12 protein-coding genes are annotated in these 15,956 nt (G+C 66.6%); 8 read left to right on the forward strand and 4 right to left on the reverse strand.

Annotation, left to right across the window (positions count from 1 at the left end):
* Positions 1-602: 602 nt before the first annotated feature.
* Positions 603-926 (reverse strand): hypothetical protein, encoded by a 324-nt coding sequence (locus O7615_RS06930; RefSeq protein ID WP_278176503.1) that lies wholly within the window; start codon positions 924-926, stop codon positions 603-605.
* 214 nt (positions 927-1,140) lie between these two features.
* Between O7615_RS06930 and O7615_RS06935 the strand changes: the two genes are divergently transcribed.
* The 5 genes from O7615_RS06935 (at position 1,141) to O7615_RS06955 (ending at position 10,844) form a co-directional block, all read left to right on the forward strand.
* Positions 1,141-2,598, forward strand: coding sequence for a hypothetical protein (locus O7615_RS06935; RefSeq protein ID WP_278176504.1), 1,458 nt, complete (start codon positions 1,141-1,143; stop codon positions 2,596-2,598).
* A 442-nt stretch (positions 2,599-3,040) separates the two neighbouring features.
* On the forward strand, positions 3,041-3,787 hold the full coding sequence (locus O7615_RS06940) for a hypothetical protein (RefSeq protein ID WP_278176505.1): 747 nt from the start codon (positions 3,041-3,043) through the stop codon (positions 3,785-3,787).
* Positions 3,784-5,034, forward strand: a complete 1,251-nt coding sequence (locus O7615_RS06945; protein ID WP_278176506.1) for a hypothetical protein — start codon at positions 3,784-3,786, stop codon at positions 5,032-5,034. Before O7615_RS06940 ends, O7615_RS06945 begins: the two co-directional genes overlap by 4 nt.
* Positions 5,012-8,287, forward strand: a complete 3,276-nt coding sequence (locus tag O7615_RS06950) for a hypothetical protein (RefSeq protein WP_278176508.1) — start codon at positions 5,012-5,014, stop codon at positions 8,285-8,287. The genes O7615_RS06945 and O7615_RS06950 overlap by 23 nt, the downstream gene beginning before the upstream one ends.
* 13 nt (positions 8,288-8,300) lie before the next feature.
* Complete coding sequence (locus O7615_RS06955; protein ID WP_278176509.1) at positions 8,301-10,844, forward strand: RNaseH domain-containing protein; 2,544 nt, start codon at positions 8,301-8,303, stop codon at positions 10,842-10,844.
* A gap of 249 nt (positions 10,845-11,093) precedes the next feature.
* On the opposite strand, the gene O7615_RS06960 is transcribed toward O7615_RS06955, so the two are convergent.
* The 3 genes from O7615_RS06960 to O7615_RS06970 all read right to left on the reverse strand — a co-directional run bounded on the left by O7615_RS06960 (position 11,094) and on the right by O7615_RS06970 (position 12,893).
* Complete coding sequence (locus O7615_RS06960) at positions 11,094-11,957, reverse strand: hypothetical protein (RefSeq protein ID WP_278176510.1); 864 nt, start codon at positions 11,955-11,957, stop codon at positions 11,094-11,096.
* The gene (locus O7615_RS06965) at positions 11,927-12,517 is read right to left on the reverse strand and encodes a hypothetical protein (protein WP_278176511.1); all 591 of its coding nucleotides are present in this window, start codon (positions 12,515-12,517) and stop codon (positions 11,927-11,929) included. The genes O7615_RS06960 and O7615_RS06965 overlap by 31 nt, the downstream gene beginning before the upstream one ends.
* 112 nt (positions 12,518-12,629) lie before the next feature.
* On the reverse strand, positions 12,630-12,893 hold the full coding sequence (locus O7615_RS06970; protein ID WP_278176512.1) for a hypothetical protein: 264 nt from the start codon (positions 12,891-12,893) through the stop codon (positions 12,630-12,632).
* 447 nt (positions 12,894-13,340) lie between these two features.
* Here O7615_RS06970 and O7615_RS06975 point away from each other — a divergent pair, with 447 nt between their 5' ends.
* The 3 genes from O7615_RS06975 to O7615_RS06985 are packed head-to-tail and all read left to right on the forward strand — an operon-like array spanning position 13,341 to position 15,952.
* The gene (locus O7615_RS06975; RefSeq protein ID WP_278176513.1) at positions 13,341-13,910 is read left to right on the forward strand and encodes an SAF domain-containing protein; all 570 of its coding nucleotides are present in this window, start codon (positions 13,341-13,343) and stop codon (positions 13,908-13,910) included.
* A 3-nt stretch (positions 13,911-13,913) separates the two neighbouring features.
* Entirely contained in the window at positions 13,914-14,645 is a 732-nt protein-coding gene (locus tag O7615_RS06980) for a hypothetical protein (protein ID WP_278176514.1), read from the forward strand.
* Positions 14,645-15,952 (forward strand): ATPase, T2SS/T4P/T4SS family, encoded by a 1,308-nt coding sequence (locus O7615_RS06985; RefSeq protein ID WP_278176515.1) that lies wholly within the window; start codon positions 14,645-14,647, stop codon positions 15,950-15,952. Before O7615_RS06980 ends, O7615_RS06985 begins: the two co-directional genes overlap by 1 nt.
* The last annotated feature ends 4 nt before the right edge of the window (positions 15,953-15,956 follow it).

The following is a 15,956-nucleotide window of genomic DNA, read 5'->3' on the forward strand; positions in this document are numbered from 1 at the left end:
TTCGAGCATGTTGACGACGTACCACTCGGCGATTGCCTGCTTGACCCTCCTGGTTAGGATCTGCGTCGCCTGCTTAGGGCGCTCACCGCCGGTGCGCAGCACCGCGTCGGGTTTGATGCCTTCATCTGCGGCGAGCAGCGCGACGCCGACCTGGGCCAGTTCGTATTCGATTTTGGTGCTGAAGTAGCTGACCCGTGCGACCCGTTCGATCGATTCACAGACGACCGCGACGAATCGTCTATCGGGACGCTTGGCTTCGTCGAGCATGTCGGCGATTCCGCCGTCGCGGGCAATTGGGATGTCGAACCGTTCGTGGGCATCACCGTGTCCCCGAAGTTCCAGGTCATTGCGACCGGACTCGATGTCGTAGAACTTCGCCACAATGACGAACGGGGCGGGCAGGGCCCGCCGGGAGTTCTCCAGTTGGCGTGGAAGGGACAGGGTCGGGTCCTGCTGGTCGTCGGTGGAGGTTCGCCCCATCCACGCCACCGGGATGACGGCGGGCGTGACATCGTCTGGGCGGTTACGGTCCGCGACAGCTTGCAGCCAGGACAACACACTCGTGCCATCGCTGTAGCTAACGTCAGGGAGGTCGATAGTAGTCATAGGCGGCTCTCTTTCTGAGGGGTTTGTATTTGTCTCTCGGCCATGCGGGCGAGGATGCGATAGATGACGTCGGCTTGTATTTCGTGCAGTCTCTGACCTTCCGGTCCGTCAACCACCACCAACTCGACCAGCACTTCTGGTTCTGCCCGACCGTTCGCGGCAGCGCTGCCATCATCGCGGTCGCCGCTTTCTGCCCGCATTTCGCCTGTTCCAGCATAGTCGATGGCGGCTGGAATATCGTTTCCCTGTTGCATAGTTCCCCCTGTTTTGGATAGCGGATAAACAAAGCGATAAATGCGACTCGATTCATTGGGTTTCATTTCCTTTCCTGACTCCACACAGAGTCGTATTGACTCGAAATCGGATGGTTTCCGAAGTGGAACGGAGGACTACCGCCAAGCGCCGCGAATCGGCAACTCAGCGTTCTTGATTTGACATTTCAGCGGGATGAAGTCGCGCGGAGGACCGTGCCGCACCGGTCGCGGCACAATGACGGTTGTCACGTCTGACCGACTTGTCTGGCACTCTGTGCGCGTGAAGCTGACCCCTCCTGCCGGCGCCGCCGATGTACCAGTCCAGGCTCGTGACGCCTTTGACGTGCCCGTTCTCGTCCGGTGGTCGACGCCGCTACGACCGGGACGGCGACCGCGTCGCGGTCGTATCGACGCCGCGCACCGCCCATGGCCAGCCCCTGCCCAGATTGCTCCCAACGGCATGTACCGGGTCCCGACAACGTGGCGCGATGTCATCGACGCCGCGTTATCCGTCGGCAGGGATCCCACGGCCTGGCTCGCTGCCGTGCCCGCCCTTGCCTCGTCGGAGATCATCGCCCGGCGTTCGCCCCTGGCGGCCTATCTCGGCCGCCGTAGGATTCCCAGCGGCGGCAGCACCGGCTTCTCCATCGAGCCGAACGTTGTCTACCGCGACGGCACGGAACGCACCGCCCAGGCGGCCTTCGCCTACCGCATCGGCATGACCATGGCGGAGTGGGCGTGTCGAGGGCTCATGGGGCTGGGACCAACCACACACGCGGAAGCCGTTACGCCGGCGAGCGCGGGGCCGGCCTGGTCACCCGCACTGGGCCTGCCCGACCTGATCGGCGATCACGCCATTGCCCCGTCGACTTGGCTGGTCGAAGCCAAAGGCGCGCGCAGGCTTATGCGCAGGACGCTCGTCAAAGGCGCAGCGCAGCTCTGCGTCCCCGACCTCGTGCATGGCCCCCACATGCGGGTGCTCTGCGGCGCCAGCCTCGAACACCGCCTGTTCGTCACTATCGATGTGGAAAAGATCGAGGGCGAAGACCGAGACAGCGCCATCCATGACGTTGACGACCCAGGCAGTAGCGACCAGACACTCATGGCAATTGCCCGCTCCCGGATGCTGTTTTACTTGGCCTTGATCTCGTTGTCAGGGGCCGAGCGCCGCATCGTGCCCGTTGGACATGGCGTCAGGGACCGCGCGGGGCGCCGCGCCGGTGCCACTGTGATGCTGTTGGAGGACGACGACACGACCACCACCGAGCGATCCGCAGCCCGACGAGACGAAGCCCGCTACCTCCGCCGTCCCGGGTTGGAACGCTTGGACATGCTCATCGGCCGGGTCCCCGGCACCGACCTGATCATCGGCATGTCTCGCCGGCTGTTCGCCGCCTGCCGCAGCCTCGCCGAGATCCAGACCAGGATCGTCGCCGATGTCGATCGCGAGTACCCGTCCGTCGGCCGAGACGAGCTGGAGGCCGTTTCCGACGAACAGATGCAGGTGCGTAACGAGCAACGTCGCTCGCTGTACTGGCAACAGGAACGGGCGCTGTCGTCCAACATCGCCGGTGCGCTCCGTGCGGGGTTCACCAGCGGAGAGCGGCAGTCTTGGGAAGCGCTGTTGGGCGAACGCACACCGTTACGTCGGATCACTCCGCCAGCCATCGTCGAAGCGGCCACGAGCGACACGTACCTCGCCCTGGACGTCCAATCGGTCGCCCGGTGGACTTCTTAGCGCCGCGTTGGTGCGGCGGAGCGTGAACACCGTTGGATTGGAGGCCTCGACCCGCACCGCCACTACATCGTCCTCATCCGGGCCGTATCCCGCCTGACTGTTCGACATTGCCGTAGGACCTTCCAGCCTCCGCATCCGGCACGATCGCCGCCTGGCAGTAACGCGAAGCCGATTCACGTATTAAGGCGGCTCGAGGTTGCGGGAACTGTCGGTCCGGGCCGCTACTCTCCCGCCTGTGAGTCTCACGGCTGTTATCGCGGATCAAGAGCATCCGTTGGCGCAGTGGGTGCGGCAACGGATGCCTCACACGGCCGCGGTTCGGGCGTCGTACCGTTCGAGGTTGCCTGTGCGTCGGGTACAGCGACCTGTGGCGGCCGGGCGGACGGTTGTTCGGTGGGATCTGCTCGGAACCGCGATAGATTTTCGGATTCGGTGCGCCTTCGTGGAATCCGGAGTGGCGCCGTCCGCTGCGGCCGGCGTGGCCTTGGCTGCCGCACTCGGTGGCTCTGTGGCGGTGCGTGAGGTCGGCGTGGCGCTGCTTTCAGCGTTCGAGGAGCATTTGCGCCGGTTCCAGCCGCAGCGCCGTGGGCGCCGTTGGCTGCTCGACGAGGAGGCCGAGGCTTCGCTTGATCAAATGTGCTTCGCCTTGGCCTGGTTCGATCGTGTCTATCGGGATGGTTCTATCCCTGTCGGTTCGCCCCTGACAAGTGCCACTATCATCCCAACAGGGCTCGAAGGGCTACTTGAGGCTGTCCCCGACTACGCGATCATGGACCTGCAGGTGCAGATCCGCTTAGCAGAACGGGCGTTGGGTACGCTGCGGGACGCAGTGGACGAGGCCGACTGCCATGCGGCACCGACCTTCGCCGGCAGCGGCGACGTCAACGGCGCGGACGCCGACCTCATCATTGGCGGACGGCTAATAGATATCAAGGCTGTGTCGCAACCGGGCCGTCTTGGTGACCACATCATCTGGCAGCTGGCGGGCTATGTGTTGCTTGACTACGACGACCGCTACGGCATTGAGGTGGTCGGGTTCTATATGGCACGCATCGGAGTCCTTGCCGTTTGGCCGGTCGACGAGTTCTTCCGGATGCTGGGTTGCCGAGTGCCACTTCACCGGTTGCGTGCTGAGTTTGCGGACCGTTGCGCGTCGTTAGTCGCCGACGCGACGACGTTCCGCCGATGACAAGGGACCGTTGTCTACCGCTCAAGGGAGGCGGATGCCGCGTGACGGTGCGTGGTGGACCTGATTCCGACGTGCTCGACCGTCGAGCCCGGATCACCTCGGCGGCTCTACGTGCCGCGTACGCCTGGTCGGTTCGAGACCGGGAACGTAGGGCGTTTGAGGAGATCGCACGGATGACCGGCGTGGTGATGTTCGAGCTGGGGCCAGGCAATGGTCCGGTGACGCCGCTGGAGCTGGTGAGGAGCCTTCGGCGGCCCTTGGGCAAACTCTTGCCGCCGCTGCGTGACGACGCTAAGGGCGGCTACGGTCCCGGTATCGACGAGGTGGTTCTGCTCGGCGATGACGACACGTTGACCGATGTGGCGTACGAGATCGGCTCGGACTACGTGCGTGAGGTCATCAATGGGCTGGACTCCGGGCGGGACTGGCTGCCTTCGTGGTCCTGGATGCGGGCCAACGACATCGAGAACGAACTGTTCGGCCGCCTGATAGCCGCTCATGACGAAGCCGCTTACCGAGCCGCCCGGCAGTTTGTGGTGGAGTTGCCGGCCGGTGAGGAGCAGGCCGTGGTCGAGGAGTGCAATGCGCGCGGTGCGATGCGTGTCGCCCGTTACGTTCCGATTACCGAGGGGCAGTCGTACCGGTGCGGGCAGCGCCGGTGGTGGTGGCCATGCCGCGTCTGCGGGTGGCCGATGGATGTGCGGGGTCGGCTGGTCCGCTGCCGGTACCCCTACCACATGGCGACCTACCAGGTCGCCGAGCGGTCGGGGAAGGGCCCGATCCTTATCGCCGTTGATCAGCGCCTTCCCGTGGGTGTGAAGCGAGGGCTGCCGGAACGGCATGACGCCGACATATCTATCCAGGCGGAAGAAGCGGTCTGGCAGTTCATCGTGGTGCCAGGTGCGACGGAGGTCCGCCTCTGGCGTCTACTCACGGAGGCGGGCGCGAAGGTGGAGCTATATCCAGGCTGTGACACCTACGACTTGGACATCACCGTCGGTAAACGACCGTGGGATGTCGACGTGAAGGAGCACGCCACCGTGGAGGGGCTGCTGCGTCGCATCAGGGAGAAGCCCCCGTCAGCCAGGCACATTCTGGTGCCCGACACCCATAAAGGACAGCTCCACGCTGTCGAACAAGCGCTGCCGACCTACCGGGTGCTCACCGAGAGTCAACTGATCAAGCAGGTCAAGAACGAGATTCGGCGCCAGAAGCGGAGCAGAGATGACGCGGCCACGTCAGCGTGATGATCTAAACCAGAACACGCTGTTACTGCTGCGCGCGGCGATAGGGCTGGCAGCGGTGCACTTCCCGCTTAAGGCGAACGCCGGGACGGTCCTGGTGTCCAGTCGGGATGTGGCCTTTCTCCTCGACGGGCACGTTGACGTCTGGCCGGCCTGGCCGGGCCTGGCTGAGGAGGACACCCACCGGATCGTGCGACTGCTGCGGCTGCGCCGGTCGGAGTACGCCGACGGGGAGTGGGTTAGGCGCGCCCTTCGGCAGGCATTGGAGGAGGAAGGACTACCCGGCTGCCAGTTGGTGAACGATGCCGACGATGGGCTGACGATCGCCTGCGCGCCCGGGATGCCGCCCCGCGACTTCGTCGACGAGGCGCTGGGGAAGTTGGCGCGGCGCAGCAGCGTCGGACGTGGTCACACCGCTGTGGCTGGCCCCGGTCGATATCACACGACCATGCGGGTCACGACGGCAACTGGTGTGACACAGGCCGTAGACCAGAGGTATCTCATCCCCGTCTACCCGACACCGAAGGAGCAGGCAGCGCCGGAACTGCGGACCTCGGCCCACGTCGGGGACATCATGATCCCGGTCAACGACCTTATCGAGCTGGCGGGAAAGATTGATGCCACGCGCGGTGGTGGCGCCTACCGTGCCCGGCACGTCAGGAAGCTCTGCAAACGGCTGCGCACCGCGGATGGCTTCGTGTCGATCAACGGGCTTCTCGGGCTGCCCGCCGGCAAAATGCGGTTGCTCAACGCGCCGACCGGCTTTGGCAAGAGCGTGCTCATGGAGGTCATCGCCTGCTGGATCGCCGCGAACCCGAACGGCCTGGTCATGACCCTGGTGGTACCAACCAACAGCGACGTGCTGAAGCTGACCAGGGCTATCGAACTCGACCTGGACGCGTTGGGCCTCGACGCGTCCGCGACCGCCCTGATGTCCCCCTCAGCGGTGTTCAAGACCGCACAGAAGGTAATCCAGACCAGGCCGAGCTGGGATCCCGACGGGCAATGGACCACGGACCGTCTCGGTTACGGCTGTGCGTTGGCCGCGTCAGCCGAAACGGAGGCGGCCGTCGATGGCTGGTCACCGGGATCCGAACCATGCGTGACGCTGCAGGCGACCGGTGACGACAACGCCAAGCAACGCGCCTGCCCCTGGCGGACGACCTGCGGGAAGTCCAGCCTGGCTCGCGCCGCCATGAAAGCCTCCGTGATCGTCACCAGCCACGCCAACTTCCACAGCGGCCGGCTGCACCTTCCGGTTCAGGACGAGCACGGCCTCACCGACCGGACGACCGTCGAGGAGTTGGTGTTCCGCCGCAGCCACCTCGTGGTAATCGACGAAATTGACGCGTTCCAGAGCAACGTGATATCGCAGGCTGCCCGTGGACTGGTGCTGGACCGTCGGGGCAGTACCCGCACCCCGCTGCATGAGTTGGAATCCGAGTACGTACGAGCCGCTGGCCGGATCAACCGGGAGGTGGAGTCCAGCGTGCGGGACATGGTCCACCACTCGAAGTTCCTCGCCTCGCTCTACACCGCGGCGTTGTACTTCGGCACGATCGGTGTGGAGGGCCTGGGCACGGTGACCGGCAGATACTGGATCGTGCCCCGCCGATGGGACGGCGCGCTCACCGCGCAACTGTACGGGCTGGCCGAGCACGAACCGTTGACCCCGGCGATGGTAAGCGGCTTCAGGTCCCTTTTTCCTGGAGAGGAGCCGTCACAACCCGACGAACCGCTGGAGTTCCCGGCCATCCGGCAAATCCTGGCTACCGTGACGGAGGTCGGCAGCGGCGCCAAGCACCTTGAGGACAGCCGTGACCGCCTTGACGCGCTCCTGGAGTCGCGCATCACCGACGTCAGTGCTCGAACGAGAGCGATCAACCGACTGTTGCAACGCGCCATCCTGGAACGGCTTCGTCAACACCTGCGGCAGTTCGTTTACGACGCACCGCATCTCGCCGCTGCCGGTGTACCGGCCGCGCGGGAAATCGCCGAAACGTTCGGCCCGTACAGCCGTTGGCGCCCCTTGCCAACCGGACCGCTCGGACGGCTCCTGTTCGCGTTCAGCCACCACGTGGATCCCAGCGGCCGGCTGCCGATCCGGCTCAACGCAGCCGCGTTCGGCGGTGACCCTCACGTCTACACGACCACGCTCGGCGACGTCACCGCGTTGTGCCGGGCCGGAACCCGCCGCGCCGTCCTGGGTCTGTCGGCGACCGCGTTCTTCCCGCAAGCACCCCATCACCACGTCCACGTCGACCCGTACTGGTGGGTATCCGACGAGGACCCGGGAGGCGTGAAGATCCTGCCGGCGTACGTCGCCGATCAGGTCGCGGAGCAACGCCGGCTGGTGCGAGTGTCTGGCACGGAGGGCGCCCGCCGTGACGAGGCACTGCGCCGCCTCGCCGAGCTGCTGTGGCGTACCCGGTTGCAGCAGGAGCTGCAGCGCCTATCGGTCGAAGACCCGAACCGGCAGCTGGTGCTGCTGGCCACCACCTCTTACGACGGTGGGCGGGCTGTGGCCGAAGGCTTGGTGCGCGCTGGCGTCGATCCACGACGGATATGCCTCGCCGTCCGCCCGGAGACCGCCCCGGATATCGGCGACACCAGCGACGACGAGCAGGACCGCACCAGCTGGCGGGAACTGGCCGCTGACCGGCTCGAAGAGGTGCCTGGCCTGGATGTGGACATCCTCATCGCCCCACTGGCCCGGGTGCAGCGGGGTGTGAACATCATCGGAGCCGATGACCGTTCGGCGTTGGGCTCCATCTGGCTCCTCGTCCGCCCCGTGCCGATCATCGACGAGCCGGCCGAACTGATCGCACACGTGAACGCGTATCCGCTCGCCCCCGACGCCAACGACGACGTCCTGAGCACGCTGCGCCGCCGACCGGCTGACGTCCTCGACGCCCGCAAGCAGGCCGCCGGCCACTACTTCGAGGAGATCGTCACCAGCCTGCCCTACTTCCGCACCATGCCCAAGGCGGTCCAGCTCTCGATCACCGCTGAGATCATGAACGGCATCGTGCAGTTGGTCGGGCGCGCTCGGCGCGGTGGCACGCCCGCCGCCATTTACCTCGCCGACGGTGCCCTGCTTGACCCGGGCGGCGGCCCCACATTCGGCACACTGATCCGCAAGCTGCGGGACCACTGGGACCAGACCGGCCAGCTGTCCCGGATGCGAGAGCTGTACGGCACCACCCTGGCCGAGTTCTTCCGCTACGCCGACGACGAAGCCAAACTCCTCGCCTGACGAAGGGACCACGATGCTCACCCTCGGCTTCCGCATTCCCGCCGCGCACGTCGGATCGCTGCTCGGGCAGGTCGCTGTCTACCCGTGGGGAAGCGACTTCACCGCTGCCTGGCAGCGCCTGCCGAAAACGCCACGCCGAGGCGGCGCCCCGATCAAGCCGCCGTACCGGCAGCTACTCACCGGGCTGACCGCAGTACACGGCCGGCCGGTGCGGATCGTTGAGGACTGGCAGTTGTCTGACGAGGACCGTGACGCCGGCATCGAAGGCATGATCATCACGACTGACCCGATCAACCCCTTTCACCTGACCACCTGTGTGCGCACCTTCGAGCGTCAGCTGCGTAAGGGAGAAGACCGGAACACTCTCGCACCTGCACTACCCACGGTCGATACCTCCCGGGCATTCACGGACTACATCACCGTCGCCGACTCCGGCACCGCCCAGGCCCCAGGGTGGCTGTTCGAGTCCGCCGTCTGGGCGATCATGGCTAAGTTGGCGTCACGGAAGCTGCGCCTGGAGGACAACGGACCGGCGCTGACGCTGCGCATGGACACCGACGGTTCGCTGCTCGCATGGGACGACCTGATCGCCAACCAGTGGTCCGACTACATCGGCTACGCCATGCTGCGTGTAACCGCGCGGATCATCACACTGCCCCGTATCCCGGAACTGGCCATCGTCTTCGACGCCCACATGTCCAGGATCAACAACCAGTGGCGGGGTTCCAAGACGGCTTGGATCGAACGGCAGAACAGCGACCTGCCGATCCTTCGGGTACCCGTCAAGAACGTACGGCCCGCAACAGACGACGCGCCTTGGACCACCGTCGTCGCCAACCATGCGGCAGTGATCGCCGAAGCGTGCGGTATGGAACGCCTTGACCTCGACCAGGAGCTCCCCGCGCGGCCCGGGCGGGTCCGCCCGCTGGTGCCGGGACCTCGCGTGCACCCCGTCGGCAAGGGGCCCGGCGCACGCGTCATGATGCGCCTGGCCGAACACATCGCCAGAACCTGCCCGGAACTGCAGCCACTGGAGTGGCTCAAAAACAAGACCACCAAGGTCAGAACACCGCGACGGCAAGTCCTCACAGACCCCAAGGGCAAGGGTGAGGAGAAAACGCTCCTCGTCACCCCGGAGATCATCGCAGACGCGATGGAGGCCGCCGGTAGCAAGCGGCTGCGGCTGCTCTGCCTCTACGACACCTCGGCCGCCCGCCAGCGCATGACGACCCAGCTACGTGCCTTCACCCCAGCGGCGGCTCCAACCTTCGACGACGAGGCGGTCGAAGTCCATCCACGACTCGTCGTATCCTTTCACCGCGTCGCCGAACTGCTGGCGCACGGCGACCGTGACCGGATGGCCCTGGCCAGCGACATCGAGGCCATCGCGAAACAAGAAGCAGGCACGGTAGTGGCCTGGGTCGAGACCGAATACGACCCGAAAACCGGCAAGGCCACCGACGACGCCAAGAACCCCGTCCGCCGCGTGCTGGCGCAACTCGGCATTTCCGCGCAGTTCCTCGCCACGCCACCATCGGACACCCCGCAACAGACGCCACGCCGTGGCCGAGGCAAGAACACCGACGCCAAAACAGACCATCGCGCCATGGCAGCAGCGGCAGACCTGCTGCTACGCACAACTGGCGTCATACACCCCAACATGACCAGCGATATCCTGCAGGACTTCCTTGACGGCACTGGCCACCCATCAGTGCACCTCGTCGGCCTGCACTCCCGGCTTCAGCACTCCGGTGTCGAAGGCGTGCCGCCGAAACTTGTCGTCACCGCTACGGCCATCCATGCCCACCACGACCCACGCCGGCCATGGACCGTGCGCATGTGGAGCGACACCGCTAACCAGTGGGTTCCACAGCCCACAGGCATCGCCCACTTCCACGCCGGCCCGATCGGGTCCACCCAGCGGGGCCGTCGCGGTGAGAAAGCCGTCGAGTCTCGCCTACACATCGAATCAATACTCGACGCGCTGCCGCCCGGACCCGCCGTGATCATGGTCGACACGCTGTCATTCCGCTCCATCTACCCGGGCCTGCAAAACCACCACTTCGGCGTCGGAGCGCTGCCGGCAATCAGCCTCAGCGCGGTACGAGACGTGGCGATCGTCCGCTGCAACACCAGCCGCGAAGTTCCCCGCCCCGTCAACCGGCAAGGTGGCCAACAACCCGACGACCCTCGCCAGCCCGCATCCCCTGACCGGTACGTCTACCAACTCGCGGGCAGCAACCTGTGGCTGCTTCCCAAATCCTCCCGCCTCTACCGTGCCAAGGGCGGCAGCATCGGTGCCCGGTACACACCCTGGACATTGCCGACGAACCTCCGCTACATGCTCCAAGACGACTGGCACTCCTACACCAGCACCGAAATCACCGTTCCCCAAACCGGGATCTGGACCGCACACGCGCTGGTCATGCTCACCGCCCGCCTATCCGACCACACCATCACCTGGGACGACCGCACCCTCGGCCCCATACCACTACATCTATCAACCCGAGCCGACCTCACACACCCCGACTACCGCCTGGATGACGACGACCTGTAGGACGCCGCACGCCATGTCAGTACGGCGTGTGCCCAGGGTGTTCGGGTGGACGCCACCGCATACCAGGAATGCGCACGCGGATCATGATCTGGAAAGATCGCGGTCACGGAAGCTGGTGGTGGCCCTGGCCCATACCTGTGCGACCGCTATCCCAGACCCAGTCACACGAGCTCGCCGAGCCCATCGGCGCTCGGCGAGCTACTCGGGATATCAACGGGACAGGAATGTCGTGAAGCTGGGTCGAAGTGGTCAGCCGGTGATTACGGGCAAGGACTCCGTTACCTCGATGGAGGCTTGGTCAGCCGTCGTGGCCGGGGGCTCGGTGCCGCTGAAGCCGCCGCCGGCCCAGGTGATGTGCCAGATCACGACGGCGCGGAGGGTGAACTTACCGCCCGACGCTTCGCGTGATGTGGTCGTGTAGGTGTGGCTACAGTCGGACTTCGACAGCGGTGACGCGCTCCCGGTCCAGGGGGTGCCGGGGCCTCGGCACACGGTGGAGCTGCCGTCTCCGGCGTACCAGGTGATCTTTGTCGGTTCCGCCCTCGCGGTGATGGTGATGCCCGGTAGCGACGCGGTGGCGGTGTGGGTTTTCCAGAGTCCGGGCTGGACCCACCACCACACCGGCACGTGGACTACCTGCGGGCTGTCCAGACCGGGGTTCGTGGCGATGACGGGTCTGGGCATCTTTAGCTGCGACACGGCTCGCTGAGCCAGGATGGCCAGAGTGAGCGGCGGGTCGTCCAGGAAGACGGTGCCCTCGAAGTTCATGTTGCCGCTCGCTGGGTCGTAGCACAGCCTGATGTACCATTGCTCGGGCAGGAAGCCGCCGCCGTCCTTGCCGTAGTAGCATCCGTCGCTGCCGAGCCAGCCCCACGCTTCGGAGTAGCAGGGAACGACTTCGCCGCCGAGCTTGCAGGTCAGCGACCCTCCGCCGTCGCCGTCCCCGCCACCTCCGCCGCTGCCAGGGTCGATTACGACGACAGTGCATTGTGGATCGTTCGGATGGGCCTTGCAGTCGACATCACCCCACGGGTCGTCAGCCCTTGCGGCGGCGGGCGCTAGCACGATGGTGGCGAAAGCGGCTATGAGGATGAGGAGCCTTGTGCGGAACATGATCCCACTCCATGGATGCCGATGCCGGTGACCTTCCAGGTGTTGTCGACGATTTCTAGGTCGGCGATCACGAGTCGAAAGCCGCCGGGCGTGTCGTTGTAGGGCTCGCCGGATGCCTTGTAGACCTGGCTTCCCCTGGTGTCCATGCAGTCGCGGATCCGTGCTTTGGTCGGTGTCTTGGGAGGTTCGAGGCTAACAATCGAGGGGCTGAACTTTGTCTCGCCGCGGCTGCGAAGGCCCTTGTCTCGCAACGACTTCACGCCATCCCGCAGACGTTCGTACGCTTTGCCAGCCGCGTGCGCGGCCAACCCCGGGTAGTCGGGGTCGGCCGTTTCCGTGGCCTTGAGGTACGCCCGCTGTGCGCCGAGGTAGGCATCAATGGCCTGCCTCTGAACGTTAGTGTCCGGGTCGTTCGACGGAGTGGGCGTCGAGGTTGTCGCGATGCTCGGGCTGGCGCTGGGCAGGGTGATGGGCGGTTCTTCGGGGTCGGTGCAGGCCGCCAGTGTGGCTGCGACGGCGAGCAGGGTGGTCACGGTGATGGTGCGGGTGGTGCGGTTCATGTGCCCTCCAGCGCCGCTTCTGTTCGTACCTCGGAATGTCCGTTCGCCGCTACTGTCACGTGTGCACGTACACGCTGGCAGTGGCCGTCGAGGTTCGTGTCGGGCGGCGTCGTCATCCCCGTTGGATACGATGGTAGGCGTCGATGACCGCGTGGTAGAGGTGGACCTGTAGCCGCCCCTCGTCGGTGATGGCGTAGACCGGGACCAGGCGGTCGCCGTCGCGCATCGTGGACTTGCGGACGTGGTTGTCGTTGGCGAGGCGCCGGAGGCTGCGGCCAACGGCGTTGTCGTCTACGTGTCCGCCCTCGACCTGGCGCTCCAACCGGCTGACCAGCTCGCGGAAGCGGTAGGGCCGCTCGGCGATGGCGCTGAGCACGGCCGGGTCGTAGCGGAAGCGAAAGAGATCAGAAATTTCTAGGTAAACATTTACATCTATCACAACTTTCCCCCGAGTGATACCGCGAGTCCAAGACTCGACAGTGCCACGTCCGTGCCGCATCGGAAAGGTAAATATTCCTCTACATCCTGGTCTCACAACGGAGTCTGCCCGTCTGGGTGTTGACTCGGTTGGCCGTTTGATCGAGGACATAGGAAGACTTTTCATGATTTGCCGCTGACACGCGTGTACTTACCGCGGCGCACGTACGTCGGTGTACGCGAGCGAATGTCCGTAGACCGGCCTTCGCTGATCCTGTACGCCTGGAAGGGATTCCAGCTCACGAGGGGTGGCAAGCCGATGACCGTAGGAGTGGCGCCGTCGCGCGCCCAGCCGACGGCCGTACGTGCGGTGACGCCGTCGCTTCGACCGAGGCGGCGGGTCTGGTTGTTGATCGTAAGCCTGCTCGCGATGGTGGTGTGCGCCGGGGCGTTCGCGTTGGTCTACGTACGCGCCGACACGCGGGTTCAGGTGCTCGCCGTCACGCGTGCCGTGGCAGCCGGGCAGACGATCGCGGTGGCGGACCTTCGGGTGGTCCGCGTCGTCCCGGACGCGGGCGTCGCGCTGGTGCCGGCCTCCCGGGCGTCGCAGGTGATCGGCGCGACGGCGGTGGTACCGCTCGCGGCGGGTTCGCTGCTGACCGAGTCGCAGCTCGGGCCGGCGGCGTGGCCGCCGTCGGGGCAGGCGGTGGTGGCGATCCCGGTGAAGGCCGGTCGGATCGCGTCCGGGGTGACCCCGGGCGTGCGGGTGCTGGTGATCCCGGTGGCCAAGGAAGGCGACCCGCAGCCGGCACCCTCGGCGTCGGGGGCGCCCGCTCCGGTGAAGGCGACCGTCGTGCGCGTCGCGGCGACCGACGGCGCCGGTTCCTTCGTGGTGTCGCTGCTGGTGGCGCGAGCCGACGCGGTCCGGGTGGCCGGCGCCGCAGGTGACATGTCGATCGCGGTTGCGCAGGACTGAGCCATGCTGATCGCGGTCACGTCTACGAAGGGTTCGGCCGGGGTGTCCACCCTCGCCGTGGTGCTGGCGGCCGTGTGGCCCGGTGACGACGCGCCGATCGTCGTGGAAGCCGACTGCGCCGGTGGGGATCTCGGTGCCTGGCACTGGCTGCCGGACAGCCCTGGCGTGGCGACCCTGGCCACGCAGAGCCGCACCGGCAGTGTCACCCTCGACGCGCATTTGACCCGCCTGCCGTGCGGGGTTGATGTGGCGCTCGCCCCGGCGGGCCGGCACCCGGCCACGGTCGCGGTGGGGCTGCTCATGGAGGCCAACCTTGCGCTGTGGACGAAGGAGCGGCCCACGATCGCCGATGTGGGCCGGCTGGAACCGGGCGCGCCGAGCGCGGCCGTCGTCGAGCAGGCCGACACGGTGTTGGTGCTCGCACGCGGTGATGAAGGGTCGCTGCTTCGGCTCGCCGACGCCGACCTGCCCACAGGGACTACCCGGCTGGTGCTGGTTGACGGGAGCCGCTACACGCACGCCGAGATCACCGAACGGACCGGCCTGCAGGTCGCGGCCGAGGTGCCGTGGGACCGCCGGGCCGCCGACGTGGTCGCCGGGCGGCGCAAGGTGAGCAAAGCCTGGACGCGCCGTGGGTTGCCGGCCGCTGCCCGCGCCCTGGCCACCGGTCTCGCCACGCCGCCCACCGTGCCCACACCGGCCGTGATTCGCAGCCACCGAGGGGGTGAGGTGTGATGGCCACCGAGGCTGAACTCGTCGCCGAGATGCGCGGGCTGGTCGCCGGGCAGATGGCCGCGCACGCCGGCACCGGGCCGATGCCGATCGCCGAGCGGCGGCGCCTGGCCGAGCGGTACACCGCCGACGTGCTCGACGCACACGCCCAGCAGGCCGTCGCCCGAGGCGACGCGCCGCTGTCCGCGCAAGCCGAGGCCCGCATCAGCCGGGCCATTGTGGACCGCATCGCCGGCGCCGGTGGGCTGGAGAGCCTGCTCGGCGACAAGGACGTGGAGAACATCGAGGCCAACGGCTGCGACAACGTCTTCGTCCACCGCACCGACGGCAGCTACGAACGGGTCGCCCCGATCGCCGAGTCCGACGACGAACTGGTCGAGCTGATCCGCGCGTTTGCGTCGGAAGCGGCGATCGGCGACGACGAGAAGGGCACCGGCCAGGAACGCACCTTCGACCGCAACAACCCGGTGCTGGATCTGCGCCTACGCGACGGGTCACGGCTGTGCGCGGTGATGTCGGTGTCGGCGCGGCCGTCGCTGTCGATCCGCCGAGCCACCATGATCGAGGCGAACCTCGACGACCTGGTGGGCCGCGGCATGCTCTCGGCGGGCATGGCCGAGGTAATCCAGGCCGCGATGCGCGCCCGCCTCAACACGATCTTCGCTGGGGGCACCAACACGGGCAAGACCACCTTCGCCCGCGCCGCCGCCCGCGCCATCCCCGCGACGGAGCGGCTGATCACCATCGAGGACGCGTACGAGCTGGAGCTGTACGACCCCGAGGTGCACCCCAACGTGCTGGCGTTCCAGTCCCGGCGGGCGAACCTGGAAGGCGTCGGCGCGGTCAGCATGTCCGCTCTGGTGCGCACTGCACTGCGGATGCGCCCGGACCGGGTCGTCGTCGGTGAGGCACGCGGCGACGAGGTCATCGACCTGCTCAAGGCGATGTCGCAGGGCAACGACGGCTCGTTCGCCACCGTGCACGCCTCCTCGTCGGGGCAGGCGTTCACCCGGCTGATGATGTACGCGGTCCAAGCGCCGGAACGGCTCACGTTCGAGGCGTCGGCGATGCTCATCGCCGAATCCGTGCACCTGGTCGTGCACCTGGACTGGACACCGGACCGCAAGCGGGTGGTGTCCAGCATCCGCGAGGTCGTCGGGTTCGACGGCCGTGATGTCGCCTCCAACGAGGTGTGGCGGCCCGGCCCGGACCGCCGCGCGATGCCGAACACCCCGCTGCGCGCCGAAACCCTCGACCGACTGGAGGCCGCCGGGCTGCGCGCGGCCACCATCGACCGGATCGGGTGGTAACGGC

This window comes from Micromonospora sp. WMMD1082, from assembly GCF_029626175.1.
GTDB lineage: Bacteria > Actinomycetota > Actinomycetes > Mycobacteriales > Micromonosporaceae > Micromonospora.